The organism is Pseudoflavonifractor sp. SW1122, from assembly GCF_012027765.1.
GTDB classification, from domain to species: Bacteria; Bacillota; Clostridia; order Oscillospirales; family Oscillospiraceae; genus Enterenecus; species Enterenecus faecium.
Genome location: NZ_SJOS01000012.1, coordinates 1 through 22,534, shown reverse-complemented (window position 1 = coordinate 22,534; position 22,534 = coordinate 1). Strand labels below are relative to the sequence as shown.

The following is a 22,534-nucleotide window of genomic DNA, read 5'->3' as shown; positions in this document are numbered from 1 at the left end:
TGAAGAAACTGGCATAGAGAAATCCTTTGCGCTGGGCACACTATGGTTGGACCAAAGTAAAGGAGGACATGTGCGATGAAGATGAGTATGATGATTCCCGTGGCAGGATTGAGCATGTTGGCGGGCGGCGTGATGGGCATGGCCTTGAGCCCCAAGAAGAAGACCAAGATGCAGAAGACGGTGAGCAAGGCGGCCAAGGTGGCCGGCGACGCCATGGAGAACCTGTCCGGGGCATTGAAGATGTAAGAAAAAGCGGCAGCGTAGGAGAGGGGAGAGGTCCCTTCTCCTGCGCTGTACACATATGACACGTTGAGGATGTGATGTAATATGCCGATGAGCGGGATTGAACAGCCGGAGTTTATCCAAATTGATGAGACGCTCCGTCTACATAGGTATACCGATGAATGCACCTTTGCGCTGAAGTGGTATCAGGATGAACATACGTTGTGGCTGGTGGACGGGAAGACAACTCCATATACCATGGAGAAAGTATATCAGATGTACCACTACTTGCAGGCTCGTGGCGAGGTGTACTTTATTGAATACAATCCCTGTGGCAATGGGTTTGTACCAATTGGAGATGTTTCCTTTTGGAGGGAGGACATGCCCATTGTGATTGGAGAGCCCGGTTTGCGAGGGCATGGGATTGGAAAGAAGGTGATCTTGGCCCTGGTAGACCGGGCAAAGCGCCTGGGATTTTCGTCCCTGGAGGTAGCGGAAATCTATGAGTATAATGTGGGCTCTCGGAAGATGTTTGAAGCATGCGGCTTTATGCCCATCGACAAAACTCCAAATGGATGGCGGTATCGACGCTTATTGTGATTTGTACGAACCATATTACAGGGGGAGATATGAAAGTATCGATTACCGATCCAGAGGAAAAGCGAGAAGAGCGGAAGTATTCACCTCTGTCCGGCTCACTTGGTGCAGCCCAAGGACAGTATGCGTCAGTAAGATTAACGATTGTCGCTGAGAGGGAAGATATTCCTCAGTGTGGCCAGATGGAAAGAAACGCCCCCGGAATGTCTACACCCCGACGGAAGAGGAGTGCGAGGAGAAGCTGGAAGAGCCAATCCGGGAGATGAATGCAGAGATTGAAGCTCTCAGTGATGAGGTCAGGGCGGAGTTTAGGAAGGCAGGGGTGGTGAGAGAAAACCGGGAAGACTGTGCTACGTCAAAGCACAGTTTTCCCGGTTTACAGAGTGTAGATCTGCTCTACTATTTCCTTCAGAAAATCTTTCGCTCGGGGGACAGCATACCGTTTTCCATGCGTAAAACTTGGTCGTATCGAGCCAATATCTTAGGATCAGATTTGTGAGTCACAGCAATGCAGGTTATGCCTTTTAGGCTCAGAATGCTATCTTCAATTTTAGCTGCATTCTCGGCATCCAGGGCAGATGTGGCTTCGTCCACTAAAAGCAAGGATTTTCTGTGTAGCAGAGCCCGAGCTATGGCAATACGCTGCCGTTCGCCACCAGAGAAGCGTGCACCATTTTCTGAGACGTTTGTCTCTAGCCCCTCCGGCCAGTCGGCCACTACTTCATCCAACCCGGCCGCATAGACGGCCTCCTGCACTTGGGCGTCGGTGTAATCGCCGTGCAGGGTGATATTGTTGCGGATGGTGTCATCAAACAAAAACACATTTTGATGAATGACTGCGCAGTCGCACTGCATGTCCGCTTGGCCGTCCACTAGGATGTTGCCGTCGAAGTCGTTATAGTATCCGGCGAGCAGCTTTAACAAGGTGCTTTTTCCGCTGCCGCTTTTCCCAATGATGGCATACTTTTTACCCTGTTCAAACTGGGCGCTAGCATGGGCCAGCACAGGGGAATCTGCATAAGAAAACGTCACATTGTCCAGAACGATGCTCCGTTTGACCTCAGACCTGGGGATGGGGGCATCAGAGGTGTTTAACAGGGCCAGCATCTGGCTCACAATGGGCTGGGTAGACTTCAGCTGTGTAATCTGCCCCGAAATTTCAAAGGCGGGGGACACCACCATGCTAGTCAAATTTACCACAGCTAAGATATTGCCCAGAGAAATCAGACCGCGCACCGCGAAAATGCCTGCTAGCAGCATAATGAATAGCTGTACCATTACCGAGGAAATATTGGCCACGCTATACACCATGGCATTGGTTGCGGTCATCTTCAACTTGCTGCTCTCCATGGCGTCGGCCTGATCTTGGCAGATTGCTTCGTTTTGTAGCTCAGCATGGTACGTTTTTAGCACCTCGTAGCCGGTCAGTGCATCCTTTACTTTGCCGGTATAATCGGTGGTTTTCTTTACAACCGTCTCTTGACAGTGAGCCATTTTTTTGCCGAACAGCTGGGGCAGCAGCGTTGGAATGCACATGGACACGATGGAGATTATGGCTACCATGGGATTGATAGTGAACAGCAACACCACCGCCATCACAATGCTAAAGGCCGACTCGAAAATCTTGATACTATTTTTCAGATAGTTTTCCTCAAAAGTTCCCACGGACTGGGTCAGTAGAGTCAGGTTTACAGCGCTATTACAGTTTTGATAGGTATCCATAGGTTGGTGTAGCATGCCATGGAACAAAGAGTTTTTCAGCTTCAGCATGATCTTTTTTATCCAAAGGCCCTGGAGATACATAGATGAAAATACTACAATCCCCACAAACACGGCAAACACAACACAAAGGATTGCAATGCTGGCGATCGGACTGGTGTCGCCGGTAAAAATAATCTCGTTAATTGTGTCAATGATCCAGCTGATCATCAGGGCCACCATCGCCTGTGCTGCCGTGTGCATGACGGTCACAACCGCCATGGTGGCAGTGAGTAGCTTGTTTTTGCCAAAAATATAGCGTCGCATGGTCATTCCTCCTGGTTTTTCGAATGGATTACTCCGTTTTTATGCCATCTGAAAGCATTTTACCTCAAAACCAGAAAAAGACCATAACAAGCCGTGTTCACAATAATCTTACACGATTTGTTATGGTCATATAACATCATTTGTTAAGCGGTGGTTTTTTACAAGTCAAGGCCCAGTTTGTCGTGGGCAAGGCGTTGAATAGACGAAAGATATGTTTTTTGTTTTGTCAATGCCGTATAGGCTGCCAATGTCTTCAAAATATCGGCGCACTCCTCTTTGCGGTCCGTAAGGCAGTAAATCTCTGCCCGGGTCAATTCGATCATCACCAATAGACTGTGCTCGTTGTTCTTCAGACTCAAGGCCTCTGCCTCATCGATATATTGCAGCGCATCTTGGTACATCTTCATTTTGGCCAAAATGGCGCCCAGGTTTCGCACCACATTGATTTTGGCTCGTTGATAGCTGACTACATCACTTTCGTGCTTTTTCAGTGATGCATACAGGCGCTCGCCCAGGCGCAAAGCATCCATATTGCGGTCCATGCCGGCCCAAATGGCGACTATGATATGGAGCAGATCCACCTCTAAGATAGTCAGCACAGAGCTGGGGAAGTTTTCGTAGTCGAAGTTGGGGCGGGTTAGGGACAGCGCCTTTTGGGCTAGCTCCAAGGTTTCTTCGAAAGGATAGTTCTCTGGGTCCGTGTCGTGGCATTGTAGCCGTAACGTGGCCTCTACCAACCAGCAAAGTTGTCGACTCCGAGTATCGTCAGGGCAGTCTTGTTGTAGAAGTTTTAGTTCATCCCAAGCCCGATCCACATTCTCCTCGTCCGCCAGATTGATGACTGTCTGGGCTCTTTCCTCAAAATCCTGCTGCTTCTCACTGCGGTAGTACACGTTGCAAATTTGGTACAGCCCAGTGCCCAGTTTTTCTAGTAATGCTTCTAATACAGGTTGAGAAGGAATTTGGTTTCCATTCTCAATGCGCGAGATAGATACTGTGGAACAGATTCCCTCAGCTAGATCCTCCTGGGAAAGTCTCTTTTGCTTGCGTAGTTCTCTCAGGGTATCTCCCAATGAATTTTTTTGCATGGATGTGACCTCTCGTTTCCGGGCAGCTATACCCAATATTCCAAGTATAGTATAGCATATTGCCTATGAAAAAAGCAAAGCGGGAAAATGGTGGTGTTTGAGCACATTTTGAAATTTGTAATATTCCTGTTAATGACTCTGGGAGGGTAGATGCTCTACCACTGGGGGTGGTCGGAACTGGAATACGAAAAGGTTTTATAAGGTGAGGCGTGGCCCCCTCAAACCCTACGCCACAGAAAACAAAAGAAGGGCACTCCTTACAAAATGAAAAGAAGCACCCTTCCTGTGGTCAAAAAATAAAACCTGTCTGTGGTATTTATGTGGTCAACCTGAAAAACGTAAAAATTACCCTAAAATTCAGGCACAAATCAAAAGAAAAATCCGCTGTTTTCTCGAAAAAACAGCGGATTTTTGGTCCGAGTGACAGGATTTGAACCTATGGCCCACAGAGTTGACACTCTGAGGGCCATAAGGCGGCGGATTTCCATGCAAGAGGCCGCAGGTTCAACAAAATCAAGCAAAACAAAAAAACACCGCCGACATCTCGTCAGCGGTGTTTTTTGGTCCGAGTGACAGGATTTGAACCTGCGGCCTCTTGGACCCGAACCAAGCGCGATACCAAGCTTCGCCACACCCGGATGTTTTTTAGGGCACATAACAGGGAAGAGGGAAAAGAAAAATCGCCGCAAGCGCCTCGACACTTGCGGCGATATGGAGGCGCCACCCAGATTTGAACTGGGGCATCAGGATTTTGCAGACCCTTGCCTTACCACTTGGCTATGGCGCCAGAGACACTTTTATAATATGCACCCTCCACTTAAAATAGAAGTGGAAGATCCGCTTCTATTTTAAGTGGAGCGAGTGACGAGGCTCGAACTCGCTACCTCCACCTTGGCAAGGTGGCGCTCTACCAGATGAGCTACACTCGCAAATGGTGCCTCCGGCCGGAATCGAACCAGCGACACGTGGATTTTCAGTCCACTGCTCTACCAACTGAGCTACAGAGGCATAAAAGTGGCGACGCGGAAGGGACTTGAACCCTCGACCTCCGGCGTGACAGGCCGGCGTTCTAACCAACTGAACTACCGCGCCACATGTGTTGACATTCCAACTAGAATGTCTTGGTGGGAACAACAGGGCTCGAACCTGTGACCCCTTGCTTGTAAGGCAAGTGCTCTCCCAGCTGAGCTATGCTCCCCAGTGCTTGCGCCTTGCTCGGCGCTGTCGCTCGTCAGACGACGTTGGTTATTATAGCAAGCACTGGGGGAAATGTCAACACCTTTTTTCAAGTTTTTTTGAAAATTATGAAGTTGCCTCCAAAAGTAACTGTTTTAACTCATCTTCTGAGAAATGATAAACTTTATCGCAGAATTGGCAGGTGAGTTCGGCGCTGCCTTGGTCCTGAATCAGAGATTCCAACTCATTTTTTCCCATGCTGATGAGAGCCCGAGACACCCGTTCCCGGGAGCACTGGCAGCGGTATTCCACCGGGGTAGTCTCCAACACTTCCAGCTCAAACTCACCCAGCACCTCGTGGAGCAGATCCAAGGGGCTGATGCCTTGGTCCAGCTTGGCGCTGACGGCGCCCACCTTGGCAATGCCACGCTCCACAGCGGAGATGACCTCGTCGGTGGCACCGGGGAGCAGTTGGATGAGATAGCCCCCAGCGGCCTGTACCGTCTGGTCAGGAGCCACCAGGACCCCCAAAGCGCAGGCCGTGGGAATCTGCTCGCTCTCCATAAAGTAGGCGGCGATGTCCTCGGCAATCTCACCGCCCACCAGTTGGACAGAGCCTACGTAGGGCTCCCGCATACCGATATCTTTGATAACGGTGAGTTCTCCGTCACAGCCCACGGCAGCGCCCACGTCCAGCTTGGCGTGGGCCTTGCGAGGTACATCCACCGCAGGATTGGTGACATAGCCCCGGACATTACCCTGGCTATCGGAGACGGCGGTGAGGCTGCCCAGAGGGCCGCCGCCGCGGATGCGGAGGGTCACAGAGCCGTCCTCATTTTTCAACATATTGCCCATCATGGATGCGCCCATGAGCAGACGGCCCAGGGCGGCAGTGGCCACCGGCCAGGTGTCATGAATGGCACGGGCCCGCTCCACCAGATCCGTGGCGGACAGGGCAGTGGCTTTGATGGGGGCGTCTTTGGCAATGACACGTACAAGTTGATCCATAAATTTTTATTGTTCCTTTCGTGCTGCAAAGAAAATGCGCCGATCCTCCTCTTTGGGAGGGCACATTTTTAGATTGCTGTATTGCTTGATGGAGGAGAAGCCAGCTTGGGTGAGAAAGTCGGTGAGTTCCTGAGGGGTATAGGCGTACTCCTCATGGTATTCACTCTCCCGATTCCATGCCCCGTCCGGCCGCAGGGTGAACAGGTCGATGCCGTAGCCACAGATGCGCCGCCGGGGTTCGTAGTCCGCCCGCCATATACACATCAGGCTTTCGTCCTCGTCCAGATAAGTCTGTCCGTCCGCCTCCTCCAGGGCCAACGGAGTTTTTGCGTCAAAGAGAAAGAGCCCGCCGGGCTTGAGGTTGCGATACACCTGGGCGAAGGCCCGGCGCAGCCTCTGGGGGCGGGTGACATAGTTGACGCTGTCCAGGCAGCAGATGACGGCATCCACTGGTTCCAGCAAGGTGAATTTGGCCATATCCTGGCACAGAAAAAGAACCTCCTGGTCTTGACACTTCTGTGCCGCTACGCACAGCATGTCCGCTGAGATATCTACAGCAGTCATCTGGTAGCCTCGGGATGCCAAGATGGAGGTGAGAGAGCCGGTGCCGCAGGCCAACTCCGCCACCGAGCGAACGGGATGCTTCAGACGGCGGAAATGCCGCTCCACATAGTCCGCCCAGTGGGAATAGCCCACGTCTCCGGTGAGACGGTCATAGTATTCCGCCAGAGAGGTATATTGCTCCATACAATCACTTTAGACGGGGAAGGACGGTTTTATACCCATCTGCGCCGTACTGGAGTGCGCGGTTGACCCGGCTGATGGTAGCGCTGGATGCGCCAGTGCGCTCCAAAATATCATTGTAAATCATACCGCTGTCCAACAGCACAGCCACTTCCAGACGTTGTGCCATGGCCCGCAGCTCCGCCACGGTGCACAGGTCCTGGAAGAAAGCCCGACATTCCTCTGGAGAGGAGAGAGACAAAATGGCTTGGTACAGCATCTCTGCATTCTCAGAGTTGTTTTTCTGCATAGTGCAGCCTCCATTTCTTTATAGTAGGTGCTGGTGTAATTGCGTATCTATCATACCATTGCGCTTCAAGAAAGTAAAGAGGTAAAAGAATGAAGCCGGATAAAATCTATCAGAGTGGCGGAAAAGGCTTGCGTCCTGGGGAATATAATATTATAATAGTCACGTAATGCGTTGCGGATAAGGCAAATCCATTTACATGGTTGCGAATCCCGCACTGCGGAGGTAATTATGGTTAAAGCAATCGTAGGTGCCAACTGGGGCGACGAAGGAAAGGGCAAGATCACCGACATGCTGGCGGAGACCTCGGACGTGGTCATCCGGTTCCAGGGCGGTGCCAACGCTGGTCATACCATTATCAATGACTACGGTCGGTTTGCGCTTCACATTCTGCCCTCCGGCATTTTTTATCCCCACGTCACCAACATCATTGGCAACGGCGTTGCCCTGGATGTGGTGAAGCTGGTGGAGGAGCTCAAGTCCATCACCGATCAGGGCGTGCCTGCTCCCAAGCTGATCATTTCGGAGCGGGCCCAGTTGCTCATGCCCTACCACGTGCTCCAGGACAGCTACGAGGAGGAGCGTCTGGGCGGAAAGGCCTTTGGCTCCACCAAGAGCGGCATTGCTCCCTTCTATTCCGACAAATATGCCAAGATTGGCATCCAGGTGTGCGACCTCTTTGACGAGGAGCGGCTGCGCGACCGCCTGACTCGGGCCGTAGAGCTGAAGAATGTGATGTTCCAGCACCTGTACCACAAGCCTGCTCTGGACGTGGAGGCGCTGTTCCAGCAGCTGCTGGAGTGCCGGGAGATGATCCGTCCCTATGTTGGGGATGCGGTGACCTTTGTCCACGAGGCCCTGGCCCAGGGCAAGACCATCCTGCTGGAGGGTCAGCTGGGCTCCATGAAGGACCCTGATCTGGGCATCTTCCCCATGACCACCTCTTCTCACACCCTGGCTGGCTTTGGTTGCGTGGGCGCTGCCGTGCCTCCCACCGCCATCAAGGATGTCATCTGCGTCACCAAGTCCTATTCTTCCTCTGTGGGTTCCAACACCGAGCCCTTTGTCAGTGAAGTCACCGGGGAAGAGGGCGATGAGCTGCGCCGCCGTGGCGGTGATAAGGGTGAGTTCGGCGCCACCACCGGCCGTCCCCGCCGTGTGGGCTGGTTCGACGCGGTAGCCACCAAGTACGGCTGTATGGTTCAGGGTGCCACCCAGGTGGCTCTGACCTGTCTGGACGTGCTGGGCTATCTGGACGAGATTAAGGTGTGCGTGGGCTACGAGATCGACGGCCAGGTCACCGACCGGTTCCCCACCACGCCCAGCCTGATGCGGGCCAAGCCTGTGTTTGAGACTCTGCCCGGTTGGAAGAGCGATGTGCGTGGTATCACCGACTTTGAGGCCCTGCCGGAGCAGGCCAAGAACTACGTGAAGTTCCTGGAATCCCACATCGGTGTGCCCATCACCATTGTCTCCACTGGCCCCAAGCGCCACGAGATCGCCCTGCGTCAGCCCTAATAAAACCCCAGAGCCCCCTTGCCGCAACCTTGAGTGGCAAGGGGGCTTTTGCACCCTTTTTCCCGGTGGTCATACAATGGGAATGGAAGAAGGGAGAATCTCTCTGTTCTTGTTCCCATCAACCATCGGGAGGTATTGATCTATGGCTGAATTGATTGAGCCCGGCCCCATCTGCGATACCGCTGGTATTCGAGAGGCCGTGTGCATTCACACCAGAAAAATTTACGACAGCTGTCGCGATAAGGACTGCGTGGAAGATCTGCGCCTTTACCCCACAGCCAGTTCCCAGGCTGTCATTGATCGGGCCATCAGCCTGAAGGCTGGAAAGGCCGAGCTGCTATACGCCTACATTGACGTGGAGCCCATGGGATTCCACCGGGGATTCTACACCGTGGACGTCCGCTACTTTTACCGCGTCACGGCAGACGCCTTTGTGGGGGCATCCCGCCCGGTGTCTGTGTGCGGACTGGCGGTGTTTGACAAGCGAGCCATCCTCTTTGGCAGCGAGGGCTCGGCCAAAGTGTTCTCCTCCAACGCCTCCATGGGCAGCTTGGACACCCAGGCGCTGGAGAACAGCAACCTGCCTGTGGCGGTAGTGGAGACGGTTGCAATCAACTGGGCAGGTAAAAAATGGCGAAAATTTTCCTGCAAGGAAACAAATTCAAAAAAAGTTTGGAAAATCTATTGATATTTGGGTTTGATAAAGTTATGATACATATAGAGCCCTTCTGAGTGTGGGAATCCATACATAGGGAAGGGAAATACTTGGCGTTCCGGGATAGGCGGGGGAGACCCTGGCTAGTTCGGGATGCGGACTGTAAATTTAGGAGGTTATCAATTATGAGATTTATTTCCTGCGCTGACTACACGGCTATGAGCCGTCAGGCCGCGAATCTCATCTCTGCGCAAGTCATCGTCAAGCCCAATTGCGTGCTGGGTCTGGCCACCGGTTCCACCCCCATCGGCACCTATAAGCAGCTGATCGAGTGGTACAACAAGGGCGACCTGTCCTTTGCCAACGTCCGTTCCGTCAACCTGGACGAGTACAAGGGCCTGTCTGGCGATCACGACCAGAGCTACCGCTACTTCATGCAGAACAACCTCTTCAACCACGTGGATATTGATGTGGCCAATACCAGCGTCCCCAACGGTAAGGCTGAGGATGCTGACGCTGAGTGCGCTGCCTACGACGCCCACATCCGTGAGCTGGGCGGTATCGACCTGCAGCTGCTGGGCATGGGCCACAACGGCCACATCGGCTTCAACGAGCCCGCCGATGAGTTTGTGGGCCCCACTCACGTGGTGGAGCTGGCTCAGAGCACCATCGACGCCAACAAGCGTTTCTTCGCCTCTGAGGCTGACGTGCCCCGTCAGGCTCTGACCATGGGCATGGCCGCCATTCTCCAGGCTCGTTCCGTGGTGGTGGTTGTCAGCGGCGAGGACAAGGCTGAGATCGTCCACAAGGCTTTCTTTGGCCCCATCACTCCCCGCGTGCCCGCCTCTCTGCTGCAGCTGCACCCCAACGTGACTGTGGTGGGCGACGAGGCCGCCTTCTCCGTGCTGCGTAAGGAGGGGTGCCTGTGAGACTCACGGGCGGACAGGTCTTTGATCCCCAGGCCGGCTTTGTTGTCAAAGACGTGTGCCTGGAGGGCGGAAAGATCGTAGAGAATTGTCAGGACAACGGCGTGGACGTGTCCGGGTGCTATGTCATTCCTGGCCTCACCGATGTCCATTTCCACGGCTGCGTGGGGGCCGATGTCTCCGACGCAGACGCTCAGGGTCTGGCGGATATGGCAGCTTACGAGCTGTCCCGTGGCGTGACCCAGATTTGCCCCGCTGGCATGACTCTGGCTGCCGAGCAGCTGGAGAAGGTGTGCACCACTGCTGCCCAGCACCGTGCCGCCAATGTGCCCGGCGCTGAGCTGGTGGGTATCCACCTGGAGGGTCCCTTCCTGGCCGCTGCCAAGAAGGGCGCTCAGAACGGCGCTTGGCTGCGCGATCCCGACGTGGCTCTGCTGCGCCACCTGAAGGAGTGTTCCCAGGGCCTGGTGAAGCTGGTTTCTCTGGCTCCCGAGCTGGATGGCGCCATGGACTTCATCCGTGAGGTGAAGGACGAGGTGTCCGTGAGCCTGGCTCACACCACCGCCGACTATGACACTGCTATGGCTGCGTTTGAGGCTGGTGCCAACCATGTCACCCACCTCTACAACGCCATGCCTCCCTTTGCTCACCGTGACCCCGGCGTCATCGGCGCTGCTGCCGACAGCAAGGACGCCTACGTGGAGATCATCTGTGACGGCGTGCACGTGCACCCCGCTGTCATCCGGGCCACCTTCCGGATGATGGGCCGTGAGCGGATGGTGCTGGTCAGCGACACCATGCGTGCCGCTGGTATGCCCGACGGTGAGTACACCTTGGGCGGTCAGGCCGTGTTCGTCAAGGGCAACCGGGCTGAGCTGGTCGACGGCACTCTGGCTGGTTCTGTCACCGACCTGATGAACTGCATGAAGACGGCCGTCTCCTTCGGCATCCCCCTGGAGGATGCCGTGATGGCCGCCGCCGTCAACTCCGCCAAGTCCATCGGCATCTACGACCGTGTGGGTAGCCTGGACGTGGGCAAGGACGCCAACGTGGTGGTCCTGGACAAGGACCTGAACCTGAAGGCCGTCCTGTTCCGGGGCGAGCTGGTCCACGGGGTCCTGTAATCAGACCCAATACGTATCAGAAGAGCTGGTGCAGAGATACCTCTGCGCCAGCTCTTTGTCATACCCGGCACTTCCCCTCATACAGTGGTGTGGGGGTGATTGCTTTGCACATTCACTTTGTCATCGTGGACCACAACAGAGGAGACGCTCTGCAAGAGTTGTGGGGCAGAATCTTGACGGAAAAGCTGTGCAGCTGCTGGAGATAGAGAGGGGGAGACCCCTCTTTATCTTTTTTGGAAAGAAGGGAAGAAGTGTGTGAGAATTGCAGCCTATTGCCGGGTGTCCACGGCCAAAGAGGAGCAGCTGGACAGTCTGGCCAATCAGAAGGAGTTTTTTGAAGCCTATGCCCGGACCAACGGGTACGAGTTGGTCCGGGTCTATGCCGATGAGGGAATTTCCGGCACCCAGATGCGGAAACGAGAGCAGTTTCAGGCGTTACTTCGAGATGCTGCCCGACATCACTTCGACTTGGTGGTGGTGAAAGATATTTCCCGATTTGCCCGCAATACAGTGGATTTCCTCCAGAGCGTGCGGGCCCTCAAAGACCTGGGGGTGAATACCCGCTTTCTCACCGCCAATATGGACAGCCTGGGGGAGTCCGAGTTTGTGCTCACCCTATTTGGGGCCCTGGCTCAAGAGGAGAGTGCCAACCTCAGCCGCCGCGTAAAGTTTGGTAAACGCCTCAACGCCCAGAAGGGGCGGGTGCCTCGGCTTCTCTACGGCTACCATCGGGTGGACAATTTCCAACTGGCCATCTGTCCGGAAGAGGCTCAGGTGGTGAGGAAGATCTTCGCTCTGTATGTGGAGCAGGGGCTGGGGTGCCGTACCATCGCCCAGCAGCTCAACGGGCTGGGGTATGTGACCAAGCAGGGCTGTCCGTGGACTCCGTCCGCTGTCCACCGTATCCTCACAAACCCCATCTACTGCGGCCACCACGTCAATCACAAGTATGAAGTGGAAAACTACCTCACGGGGAAGCGGAAGAAGCTGCCTGTGCAGGAACAATTTCACCATTCTCGGCCCCAGTGGGCCATTGTTACCCCGGAGCAGTTTGCCCAGGCCCAGCAGCAGCGGCAACAGCGGGCCAAGGCCTGTGGGCCGGGGCAATCTCCAGGCCGATATAGCGCCCGGCATCCCTTCAGCGGCCTCATTGTCTGCGGAGAGTGCGGGAGAAGCTTTTGCCGCAAGACCTATACCTATGCCAACACCCGGGTGTACTGGAAGTGTTGGGGCAATGATCAGGGGCTGTGTGCCAACCGCACCAAAATCGAGGAGGAGCAGCTGGTGGCTGCCATCCGGGACCATGTCGGTGAGTGTATCACCAACCTGGAAGGATGGAAGCAGCGTGTGGTGGATGGAGTTCTGAACCATATCTCAGGGGTGCCCCAGGAGGAGAGTGAACTGGAACGGCTGGCACAGCGAAAGAAGCGGTATGAGCGGCTCTATGCCAACGGAATTATCCCCCTGGAACAGCTGCAACAGGAACTGGCAGAAATACAGACAAGGGAAGGTGCTTTACAGGTGAAAAGGGCAGGAGAGCACAGAAACGAAGCGGAGATTCTGGCGCAGTTGGAAGTGTACATGAGGTGGGAGGGGCTGGAACGGGCGGATGTAGCCAAGCTGGTGGAGAAGATCACCGCCGACGAGCGGGGAGAGGTGCGGATTATTTTGAGGGCGGATGGCGGGACCTCTCCAGTTGATCCCGACCGTGGAGGCGGTTGATCCCATCATCCTGGGGATGAAGCTGGTGGATGGCTGTGAGAGCAACGGCTGCTGCTGTTGCTGCGACCCCAACGACATCCCCACCTGCATCACCTCCTGCTTCCCCGGCGAGCTGTCCATGAGCAGCGAGGGCAAGCGGGTGTATGTGACCCTGGGTCAGTTCTCCATGATTCGGCTGGAGCGAGACAGCCAGCTGCTCATTCCCGCCTATGACTACTGCATTCCCAACAAGGAGTGCACCGGTGGAAACGAGGAGGACCCCTGCGCTCTGTTCCGCAAGGTCCAGTTCCCCACCGAGGAGTTCTTCCCGCCCAACACGGTTTCCCCGCCAGAAGGCTACCAGGAGGCCAAAAACTGCAATCCCTGCTGCTGAAACCCGGTCTGGGAGGGGCGTTGCCTAACAACGCCCCTCCCAATTTCGTGGAGAACCACACTTTTTTTTTAACGGGAATTCTGCTATAATACACGAGTATCTTTCTAACCAGATACCAACCTAGAGACACAAGCCGGAGGGTTTGCATATGAATGAGATACATAAGCTGTACCAGCAGCTCAGGCAGCGGCTGCCCCAGCTGGAACTGCGTCAGGATGAGCCGATGAGCCGCCACACCACCTTTCGGGTGGGCGGTCCGGCGGCGCTGATGGCGCTGCCCCGACAGACGGAGGAGCTGGTGGAGGCGGTGAAGCTGGCCCGTGCCTGGGAGATTCCCACGGTGATGGTGGGCAACGGCTCCAATCTGCTGGTGGACGATCACGGCGTGAATGCTTTCGTGATCAAAACGGTGCCCCAGTATGCCCAGTGCCACATTGAGGGGGAGAATGTGACGGCAGAGGCTGGAATTCTCCTCTCCCAGCTGGCCAACCAGGCGGCCCAGGCCCAGCTCACGGGGCTGGAATTTGCCCATGGCATTCCTGGCAGCTTGGGCGGCGGCGTGACCATGAACGCTGGCGCCTACGGCGGGGAGCTGAAACAGGTCGTGACCCAGGTGGGGGTGCTGACTTCCAGCGGAGAGGTGGAGGAGTGGGACGCTGAGCGCTGCCAGTTTGCCTACCGCCATACCGCCTTTAGCGACGGGGAAAACTTGGTGCTATGGGCCAAGCTCCACCTGGAGCCAGGTGACGGCCAGGAAATCCGAGACAAAATGAAGGATTTGGCTGGCCGCCGCCGGGAGAAGCAGCCCCTGGATTTTCCCAGTGCAGGCTCCACCTTTAAGCGTCCGGAGGGCCATTTTGCCGCCGCCCTCATTGACCAGTGCGGCCTCAAGGGCCTGCGTGTGGGCGGCGCCATGGTTTCGGAGAAGCACGCTGGATTTGTCGTCAACGTAGGAGGGGCCACTTGTGCCGACATTCTGCGTCTGATGGATCAGGTCCGGGAGCGGGTGTTCCAGGACACCGGTGTGGAGCTGGAGCCAGAGGTCAGATACCTCAAGTAAGGAGGCAGAGAGTATGCAGTTATTCATCGTATCGGGTGTGTCCGGGGCGGGAAAGTCCACGGTAATCTCCATTTTGGAGGACAGCGGCTATTTTTGTGTGGATAACTTGCCACCGGAGCTGATTCCCAAATTTGCAGAGCTGTGCCAGATGGGCAGTGGGGAGCATCAGCGGGCTGCCGTGGTGTGTGATATCCGGGGTGGCAGCCACTTTGACGGCCTGTTCCAGGCTTTGGACACCCTGGACAGCATGAAGGTGCCCTATCAGATTCTGTTTGTGGAGGCGGATGACCAGACCATCATCAAGCGGTACAAGGAGACCCGCCGCAGCCACCCCCTGATGGACAGCCAGGGCACTTTGGCCCGAGCCGTTCAGATGGAGCGCAGGCTCATGAAGCCGGTTCGGGATCGGGCGGACATCGTGCTCCAGACCGACGCCATGTCCACCCGAAAGCTGCGGGACCGAGTGCTGGAGTTGGTGTACCCCGGGCGGAAGAAGGTCAGCCAGCTGAATGTGTGCGTCACCTCTTTTGGATTTAAATACGGCCTGCCCATGGAGGCGGACCTGGTCTTTGACGTGCGATTTTTGCCCAACCCCTTTTACATCGAAGAGTTGAAGCACCAGACGGGCTTGGATGACGGCGTGCGGGATTACGTATTCCAGTTTGCCCAGAGCCGGGAATTCCTGGAGAAGCTGGAGGATATGGTGGGATTTTTGCTGCCTCAGTTTGTCGAGGAGGGAAAGAGCATGGTGGTGGTGGCCATCGGCTGCACGGGTGGCCAGCACCGCTCGGTTGCCATGACCCATGCGCTGGCGGAGTATGTGCGTAGTTTGGGCTATCAGGTCTCGGAGAACCACCGGGACATGACGAGGGCTTGAGATATGGGAAAGAAACACGGACCGGCCATTGTGGCCATTGGCGGCGGACACGGACTGTCTGCCGTGTTGCGTGGATTGAAGAACTGCACCGATGACCTCACTGCCATTGTCACGGTGGCGGATGACGGCGGCGGCTCCGGCACCCTGCGGGAGGAGCTGGGTATGCCCCCGCCGGGGGATATCCGCAACTGCATGGAGGCCCTGGCCGACGAAGAGTCCCTCATGCGCACTCTGCTTGCCTACCGTTATCCCGAGGGACGACTGGCGGGGCAGGCCTTCGGCAATCTGCTTCTGGCGGCCCTGGACGGAATTTCTACCTCCTTCGACCAGGCGGTGGCCCAGATGAGCCAGGTCCTGGCCATTCGAGGCACCATTCTGCCGGTGACCAACGAGAACATCCAGCTGGAGGCCGTATTTGAAAACGGCACCCAGGTGTGCGGAGAGTCCAAAATCTTCAACTTTAAAAAGCAGCAAAACTGCGGGATTCACCATGTGCGCCTCATCCCCGAGCATCCCCCCGCCCTGCCTGCAGCGGTGGAGGCCATCAGCCGGGCGGACATCATTTTGCTGGGGCCTGGCAGCCTGTACACCAGCGTCATCCCCAACCTGCTGGTGGACGGCATCTCTGACGCCATTGAGGAGAGCAAGGCGCTGAAAATCTACGTCTGCAACATCATGACTCAGGACGGGGAGACCGAGGGCATGACTGCCTCCGAGCATCTGGCGGCCCTGTTGGAGCACGGCGGGCCCCAGTTGGTGGACCTGTGCCTGTGCAACAACGCCACTCTGCCCCGTGAGATGTTGTACCGCTACCAGCTGGAGGACGCTGTGCCTCTGGTGGTAGACCGCCGGGAGATGGAGATTCTGGGGGCTGAGGTAGTGTGCCGCCCCCTCACCGATGAAAAGGTGGACTTCGCCCGGCATTCCGGGGACAAGGTGGCCCAGGCGGTGCTGGAGCTGTACCAGCAGCGGGGACACACCAAGACATTTTGACAAAAGGAGCAGATGCATGTGACCTTTTCTGCCCAGGTAAAACAAGAACTATGCAAACAGCCCCTCAGCCGCCGCTGCTGCGCTCAGGCGGAGGCCTACGGGATTTTGCTCTACTGCAACACCTTCCAGCCCCGACAGGTGCGCATCATTACGGAGTCCCCCCAGCTTAAGCAGCGGCTGCCCCTGCTGTTTCGCAAGGCATTTAAGGTGGAGTTTGACGTAATTCCCACCGGGGAGGGGAAGGGGAGCTTTCTCATCGAGGACCCGGAGAAGCTGCACATCCTCTTTGACACCTTCGGACTGGAGCGGGACTCTGCGGTGTCGGTGCACATCAACTTTGCCCATCTGGAGGAGGAACACTGCCAGACGGCCTTTTTCCGAGGCGCCTTTTTGGCGGGAGGCTCGGTGACCGACCCGGGCAAGAGCTATCATCTGGAGCTGGCCACCTCTCACGGGGCCGTGGGACGGGAGAGCATCGCCCTGCTCCAGGAGCTGGGCTTTACCCCCAAGGACACCCAGCGCAAGGGCAACCACGTGACCTATTTCAAGCAGAGCGACCACATTGAGGACTTTCTCACCACCGTAGGCGCCCCTGTCTCCGCCATGGAGATCATGACCGCCAAGCTGGAGCGGGACCTGCGGGGCAGCGTCAACCGGAGGGTCAACTGTGATGCCGCCAACCTGGATAAGACGGTGGAGGCGGCCCGGTGGCAGATGGACGCCATCTACCGCCTGGAAGAGCGGGGAATGCTGGAAGACCTGCCGGATAAATTAAAGGAGGCGGTGGACCTGCGCATGGCCCACCCGGAGTTGACCTTGGCACAGTTGGCAGAGCTGTGCACCCCTCCGGTGTCCAAGTCCGCTTTGAACCACCGACTGCGCAAGCTGGCCCAGCTGGCGGAGAGCTGAGAGAGAAAACTTTTTACCCAGGAGGATACATTCATGGCTTTTGTCCATCTACATGTACATACCGAATACTCCCTGTTGGACGGGGCCTGCCGCATCAAGCAGTTGGTGGAGCGGGTCAAGGAGCTGGGACAGGAGGCTGTGGCCATCACCGACCACGGAGTGATGTTCGGCGCTGTGGACTTTTACCGGGCCTGCCTGGGGGCGGGCATCAAGCCCATCATCGGCTGTGAGGTGTATGTGGCACCCCGGTCCCGGTTCGACCACACCCGAGAGCTGGACGGCTCCCCCCGCCACCTGGTGCTGCTGTGTAAAAATGAGACGGGGTACCGCAACCTCAGCTATCTGGTGTCCATGGCCTATGTGGAGGGCTTTTACGGCAGACCTCGGGTGGATATGGAGCAGCTGCGGGCCCACAGTGAGGGCCTCATCGCCCTGTCTGCCTGCCTGGGCGGGGAAATTCCCCGGCGGCTCATGGCGGGGGACTACCAGGGGGCGCTGGCCCACGCCCTGGAGATGCGGGACATCTTTGGGGAGGACAGCTACTACCTGGAGATTCAGGACCACGGCATCGACCAGCAGAAGGCGGTGAACGCCGGAATTTTCCGACTCCACGCCGAGACAGGGATTCCCCTGGTGGCCACCAACGACGCCCACTACCTCACCCGAGAGGACTCGGTGATGCAGGACGTGCTCATGTGCGTCCAGACGGGCAAGCGGCTGGAGGACGCGGACCGTATGCGTTTCGAGACCCAGGAGTTCTACATCAAAAGCGAAGAGGAGATGTACGCCCTCTTTCCCCAGTGCCCGGAGGCCATAGAGAATACCGCCAAGATCGCCCAGATGTGTCAAGTGGACTTCCAGTTTGGAGTCCACCACCTGCCGGAGTTCAAGTTGCCGGAGGGGGAGACCGACGGGGACGCCTATTTTGAGCGTCTGTGCCGTCAGGGCTTCCAGCAGCGGTATCCAGGGGCCGGGGAGGAGTACCAGCAGCGGCTGGAGATGGAGATGAACATGATTCGCCGCATGGGCTTTGTGGACTACTTCCTCATCGTCTCCGACTTCATCGGCTACGCCAAGAGCCAGGGTATCCCCGTGGGCCCAGGCCGTGGCTCCGCCGCCGGGTCCATGGTGTCCTACTGTCTGTATATCACCGACATTGACCCCATGAAGTACTCCCTGTACTTCGAGCGATTCCTCAACCCTGAGCGAGTGACCATGCCGGATATTGACATTGACTTCTGCATCCGCCGCCGTCAGGAAGTCATCGACTACGTGTCCCGGAAGTATGGGGGGGACCACGTGGCCCAGATCGTCACCTTTGGTACCATGAAGGCCAAGGCAGCCATCCGGGACGTGGGCCGAGTGATGGACATGCCCTACGCCGAGGTGGACGCCATTGCCAAGCAGGTGCCCTTTGCCCTGGATATGACCCTGGACAAGGCCCTGGTGCTGTCCAAGGGGCTGGCGGACCTGTACAACGGCAATGAAAAGGTAAAACAGCTGGTGGACATGGCCCGGAAGCTGGAGGGCATGCCCCGCAACGCCTCCACCCACGCCGCTGGCGTGGTCATTACCCGGCGGCCTGTATATGAGTACGTGCCCCTGGCCACCAACGACGACGTGCCGGTGACCCAGTACACTATGGTGACCCTGGAAGAGCTGGGCCTTTTGAAAATGGACTTTTTGGGCTTGCGGAACCTGACTATTTTGGACGATGCGGTGAAGATGGTCAAGGAGCACAACCCGGACTTCTCTCTCAGCGAGATTCGAGACGACGACCCGGAGGTGTTCCGTATGCTCTCCGAGGGGCACACCTCGGGGGTGTTCCAGATGGAGTCTGCGGGCATGACGGGGGTGTGCGTGGGCCTCAAGCCCCAGAACATTGAGGACATCACCGCTATCATCGCCCTGTACCGCCCCGGCCCCATGGACTCCATCCCCAAGTTTATCGCCAGCAAGCAGGACCCCCGGTGCATTTCCTACCGGAATCCCGCCCTGGAGCCCATTCTGTCCGTGACCTACGGGTGTATTGTCTACCAGGAGCAGGTCATTGAGATTTTCCGCCGCCTGGCGGGCTACTCTCTGGGCCAGGCAGACATGGTGCGCCGGGCCATGAGTAAGAAGAAGGTCAAGGACATTGAGCGGGAGCGGGAGGCCTTTATCCACGGCGACCCTCAGCGCAACATTGAGGGCTGTGTGGCTCGGGGTATTCCGGCGGAGGATGCCCAAGCCATCTATGATGAAATTTACGCCTTTGCCAACTACGCCTTCAACAAGGCCCACGCCGTGAGCTACGCCATTGTGGCCTATCAGACGGCGTGGTTTAAGTGTCACTACACCCGAGAGTATATGGCGGCTCTGCTCACCTCGGTGCTGGACTCCCAGGACAAGGTGGCGGAGTATATCGCCGAGTGTAAGGAGAATGGCATCACTCTGTTGCCCCCTGATATCAACGAGTCGGGTCTGAGCTTTACCGTATCGGGCAATAACATCCGATTCGGACTGGCCGCCCTCAAGGGCGTGGGCCGGGGCTTTGTCAATGCGGTGCTGACCCAGCGGCAGCAGGGGGGGCCCTTCACCTCCTTCCCTGACTTCTGCGCCCGCATGAGCCACAACGACCTGAACAAGCGGGTGCTGGAAAGCCTCATCCGGGCGGGCTGCTTTGACCGCATGGGCTACCGCCGCAGCCAACTATTGAAGGTCTTTGAGCAGGTGGTGGACTCCATCCTCCGGGACCAGCGGCAGAAGCTGGAAGGCCAGTTTGACCTGTTCGGGGGTCAGGAGAGCCTGGAGCCGGAGATGAAACTTCCTGACATTCCCGAGTTTTCTCCCGCTGAGCTCATGGCCATGGAGAAGGGGGTCACAGGCCTGTATCTGTCCGGCCACCCCATGGACCAGTATCGCCGCCAGGTGCAAAAACTCCGTGCGGTGCCCATTGCCACCCTGATTCAGGGCTGCTCGGAGGAGGGGGACCGTCCCCCCAAGTTCTCCGACGGCCAGAAGGTGACCGTGGCGGGTGTGGTGGCCACAGTGAAGACCAAGACCACCAAGAATAACACCATGATGGCCTACGTCTCCCTGGAGGATGCCACGGGAGCCATGGAGCTGATGGTGTTTTCCCGGGTGCTGGGGGAGTGTGGCCACTACCTCAAGGCGGGTCTGCCGGTGGCCGTCACCGGGCGTTTGTCTCAGCGGGACGAGAAAGAGCCTCAGATCATGGCTGACTGGATTGGACCCCTGAGTGGAGAGGACCAGCAGAGCCCAACGCCAGAGGAGAGCGAGACAGAAAAGACCCTGTGGATTCGCCTGCCCGACGGAAATGAGTCCCTGGTGTGGCTGAAAAAGCTGCTGAGTATGTTCCCCGGCCAGAGCCGCACGGTGGTCTACCTGCAAGACAGCAAAAAGAAGCTGCTGGCGGGCTGTCTGCACCATGCGGTGCTGCTGGAGGAACTGAGAGAGACGCTGGGCGAGGACAGCGTGGTTTTGCGGTAAAGAGGAGATACCATGAATCGGATACTGACGCATATCGGAAAGTTGTTGTTTCACCGACTGGGCATTATGGCGGTGTTGATCGTCGTTCAGCTGGGGTTCTACGGGTTTGCCCTTTCCAGGCTACAGGAGATTCCCCATTACGACATGATACATGGGGCTTTTTTGATCTTGTCCATTCTGGTGGTGGTGTGGATTGTGGCCAGTAAGAGCAACCCAGGGTATAAGATCAGCTGGATTATCATTGTTCTGGGTCTGATGCCCTTTGGGTCGCTGGCCTATCTGCTCTTGGGTGGAAACCACCTGTCCAACTTCAACCAGAAGCGTCTGCGCATCATGGAGGAGAAAGTGTGCCAGAACCTGGGGGATGAGTGCCACCGGGCCGGGGCCCTGACTCAGCTCATTGGCTCGGATGCTTCGTGCATGGCCAACTACCTGGAGCAGGTGGCCCACTGCCCGGTGTATGGCAACACCAAGAGCCACTATTATCCCCTGGGGGACAACTGTTACAGCGACATTCTGGCCGCCCTGTGGGGAGCCAAGCGGTATATCTTCATCGAATACTTTATCATTGAAGAGGGTAAGCTTTGGAACTCCATCCTGGACGTGCTGCAAGTGAAGGTGCAGCAGGGGGTGGAGGTCCGGGTGATCTACGACGACGTGGGGTCCATCTTCACCCTTCCGGCAGATTACCCGGAGCGCATGGAAAAGCTGGGCATCCAGTGCCGGGTGTTTAACCGCATCCTCCCGGTGGTGTCCCTGCGCCAGAATAACCGGGACCACCGGAAATATATGATCATCGATGGAACGGTGGCCTTTACCGGGGGCATCAATATGGCGGATGAGTATATCAACGTCAAGTCCCGGTTCGGCCACTGGAAGGACTCTGCCATCCGCCTGGAGGGGGATGCGGTGTGGTCTATGACGGTGTCTTTCCTGTCCATGTGGGACTTCACTGAGAACAGTGCCGAGGACTTTGACGGCTACCGGCCGGAGCCCTCGGCGTGGAGCGAGGTGGGCTATGTGCAGCCCTACCAGGACTGCCCTTGGGACAATGAGCCGGTGGGGCTGTCGGTGTATCTCAACCTCATCAACCGGGCCAAGCGGTATGTGTACATCACCACGCCGTATCTGGTCATTGACTACTCCATGACGGTAGCCCTCACCACCGCCGCCAAGTCCGGGGTGGACGTGCGTATCATCACCCCCCATATCCCGGACAAAAAGACGGTGTTTGAGGTGACCCGGGCTCACTATGATGAGCTATTGGAGGCGGGCGTGAAGATCTATGAGTACACCCCCGGCTTCATCCACAGCAAAAACTTTGTGGTGGACGACTGTTATGCCACCGTAGGTACCGTGAATATGGACTACCGCAGTATGTTTTTGCACTTTGAAAACGGGGTGCTCCTGTACGGAACCCCCACCGTCCACCACATCCGGGACGACTTTTTGAGCACCCAGGACAAGAGCGTGGCGGTGACCCTGGAGCAGTGTAAGAGCGTGCCCTACTACCGCCGCTTGGGGCGGGAGATCTTGCAGGTGTTTGCTCCGCTGTTATAAGAAAAAAGATCGGACTGGGATGAGAGAACATCCTGGTCCGATCTTTTTTGTGGTTATTTGCGCAGGTAACGGGCTACCGCCTGTTCCAGCAGCTGCTGCCCCTCTTTGGAGCGGAGCACATCCACCACAGCGTCGTGGACGGCCTGCTGGAAGCCAGCACTTTTCAAAATGGGGTCCAG

At 56.7% G+C, this 22,534-nt stretch carries 19 protein-coding genes and 6 tRNA genes; 14 read left to right on the top strand and 11 right to left on the bottom strand.

Annotated features, from left to right (window positions below):
* The first annotated feature begins 75 nt into the window (after window positions 1-75).
* Window positions 76-246 (top strand): hypothetical protein, encoded by a 171-nt coding sequence (locus tag E0L15_RS04585; RefSeq protein ID WP_158096569.1) that lies wholly within the window; start codon window positions 76-78, stop codon window positions 244-246.
* Window positions 247-327: 81 nt separating this feature from the next.
* Complete coding sequence (locus E0L15_RS04580) at window positions 328-822, top strand: GNAT family N-acetyltransferase (RefSeq protein WP_168124685.1); 495 nt, start codon at window positions 328-330, stop codon at window positions 820-822.
* 405 nt (window positions 823-1,227) lie between these two features.
* On the opposite strand, the gene E0L15_RS04575 is transcribed toward E0L15_RS04580, so the two are convergent.
* The 11 genes from E0L15_RS04575 to E0L15_RS04525 all read right to left on the bottom strand — a co-directional run bounded on the left by E0L15_RS04575 (window position 1,228) and on the right by E0L15_RS04525 (window position 7,149).
* Window positions 1,228-2,844: an ABC transporter ATP-binding protein gene (locus tag E0L15_RS04575; RefSeq protein ID WP_168124684.1), complete on the bottom strand. Its 1,617-nt coding sequence runs from the start codon at window positions 2,842-2,844 to the stop codon at window positions 1,228-1,230.
* A gap of 158 nt (window positions 2,845-3,002) precedes the next feature.
* Window positions 3,003-3,932, bottom strand: a complete 930-nt coding sequence (locus E0L15_RS04570) for a helix-turn-helix transcriptional regulator (RefSeq protein ID WP_168124683.1) — start codon at window positions 3,930-3,932, stop codon at window positions 3,003-3,005.
* A gap of 561 nt (window positions 3,933-4,493) precedes the next feature.
* Window positions 4,494-4,570: transfer RNA gene (locus tag E0L15_RS04565), tRNA-Pro, on the bottom strand.
* 74 nt (window positions 4,571-4,644) lie between these two features.
* A tRNA-Cys gene (locus E0L15_RS04560) sits at window positions 4,645-4,719 on the bottom strand.
* Window positions 4,720-4,785: 66 nt separating this feature from the next.
* A tRNA-Gly gene (locus E0L15_RS04555) sits at window positions 4,786-4,861 on the bottom strand.
* A 3-nt stretch (window positions 4,862-4,864) separates the two neighbouring features.
* Window positions 4,865-4,940, bottom strand: a tRNA-Phe gene (locus E0L15_RS04550).
* 7 nt (window positions 4,941-4,947) lie between these two features.
* Window positions 4,948-5,024: transfer RNA gene (locus tag E0L15_RS04545), tRNA-Asp, on the bottom strand.
* Between the two features lie 30 nt (window positions 5,025-5,054).
* A tRNA-Val gene (locus E0L15_RS04540) sits at window positions 5,055-5,130 on the bottom strand.
* Between the two features lie 104 nt (window positions 5,131-5,234).
* Entirely contained in the window at window positions 5,235-6,116 is an 882-nt protein-coding gene (gene hslO, locus E0L15_RS04535; RefSeq protein ID WP_168124682.1) for an Hsp33 family molecular chaperone HslO, read from the bottom strand.
* Between the two features lie 6 nt (window positions 6,117-6,122).
* Complete coding sequence (locus E0L15_RS04530; protein ID WP_168124681.1) at window positions 6,123-6,863, bottom strand: class I SAM-dependent methyltransferase; 741 nt, start codon at window positions 6,861-6,863, stop codon at window positions 6,123-6,125.
* A gap of 4 nt (window positions 6,864-6,867) precedes the next feature.
* Window positions 6,868-7,149 (bottom strand): YerC/YecD family TrpR-related protein, encoded by a 282-nt coding sequence (locus tag E0L15_RS04525; protein ID WP_087229615.1) that lies wholly within the window; start codon window positions 7,147-7,149, stop codon window positions 6,868-6,870.
* Between the two features lie 228 nt (window positions 7,150-7,377).
* On the opposite strand from E0L15_RS04525, the gene E0L15_RS04520 reads away from it, so the two are divergent.
* The 12 genes from E0L15_RS04520 to cls all read left to right on the top strand — a co-directional run bounded on the left by E0L15_RS04520 (window position 7,378) and on the right by cls (window position 22,355).
* Entirely contained in the window at window positions 7,378-8,664 is a 1,287-nt protein-coding gene (locus tag E0L15_RS04520; RefSeq protein ID WP_087229618.1) for an adenylosuccinate synthase, read from the top strand.
* Between the two features lie 142 nt (window positions 8,665-8,806).
* A complete protein-coding gene (locus E0L15_RS04515; protein ID WP_242954866.1) occupies window positions 8,807-9,352 on the top strand; it encodes a hypothetical protein in 546 nt (181 codons plus the stop codon).
* A gap of 152 nt (window positions 9,353-9,504) precedes the next feature.
* Window positions 9,505-10,248 (top strand): glucosamine-6-phosphate deaminase, encoded by a 744-nt coding sequence (gene nagB, locus E0L15_RS04510; RefSeq protein ID WP_087229621.1) that lies wholly within the window; start codon window positions 9,505-9,507, stop codon window positions 10,246-10,248.
* Window positions 10,245-11,369 (top strand): N-acetylglucosamine-6-phosphate deacetylase, encoded by a 1,125-nt coding sequence (nagA, locus tag E0L15_RS04505; RefSeq protein WP_168124680.1) that lies wholly within the window; start codon window positions 10,245-10,247, stop codon window positions 11,367-11,369. The genes nagB and nagA overlap by 4 nt, the downstream gene beginning before the upstream one ends.
* Window positions 11,370-11,624: 255 nt before the next feature.
* Window positions 11,625-13,091, top strand: a complete 1,467-nt coding sequence (locus E0L15_RS04500; protein WP_168124679.1) for a recombinase family protein — start codon at window positions 11,625-11,627, stop codon at window positions 13,089-13,091.
* Entirely contained in the window at window positions 13,066-13,464 is a 399-nt protein-coding gene (locus tag E0L15_RS04495) for a hypothetical protein (protein WP_206020563.1), read from the top strand. Before E0L15_RS04500 ends, E0L15_RS04495 begins: the two co-directional genes overlap by 26 nt.
* Before the next feature lie 148 nt (window positions 13,465-13,612).
* Window positions 13,613-14,524, top strand: a complete 912-nt coding sequence (gene murB / locus E0L15_RS04490) for a UDP-N-acetylmuramate dehydrogenase (RefSeq protein WP_168124678.1) — start codon at window positions 13,613-13,615, stop codon at window positions 14,522-14,524.
* Between the two features lie 13 nt (window positions 14,525-14,537).
* A complete protein-coding gene (gene rapZ / locus E0L15_RS04485; protein ID WP_168124677.1) occupies window positions 14,538-15,401 on the top strand; it encodes an RNase adapter RapZ in 864 nt (287 codons plus the stop codon).
* Between the two features lie 3 nt (window positions 15,402-15,404).
* Window positions 15,405-16,394: a gluconeogenesis factor YvcK family protein gene (locus tag E0L15_RS04480; protein WP_168124676.1), complete on the top strand. Its 990-nt coding sequence runs from the start codon at window positions 15,405-15,407 to the stop codon at window positions 16,392-16,394.
* Between the two features lie 12 nt (window positions 16,395-16,406).
* Window positions 16,407-17,303 carry a DNA-binding protein WhiA gene (gene whiA, locus E0L15_RS04475; protein WP_206020562.1) on the top strand — a complete coding sequence of 299 codons (897 nt, stop codon included), beginning with the start codon at window positions 16,407-16,409 and terminating at the stop codon, window positions 17,301-17,303.
* Between the two features lie 33 nt (window positions 17,304-17,336).
* On the top strand, window positions 17,337-20,795 hold the full coding sequence (locus E0L15_RS04470; RefSeq protein WP_168124675.1) for a DNA polymerase III subunit alpha: 3,459 nt from the start codon (window positions 17,337-17,339) through the stop codon (window positions 20,793-20,795).
* A gap of 12 nt (window positions 20,796-20,807) precedes the next feature.
* A complete protein-coding gene (cls, locus tag E0L15_RS04465; RefSeq protein WP_168124674.1) occupies window positions 20,808-22,355 on the top strand; it encodes a cardiolipin synthase in 1,548 nt (515 codons plus the stop codon).
* Window positions 22,356-22,534: the final 179 nt, after the last annotated feature.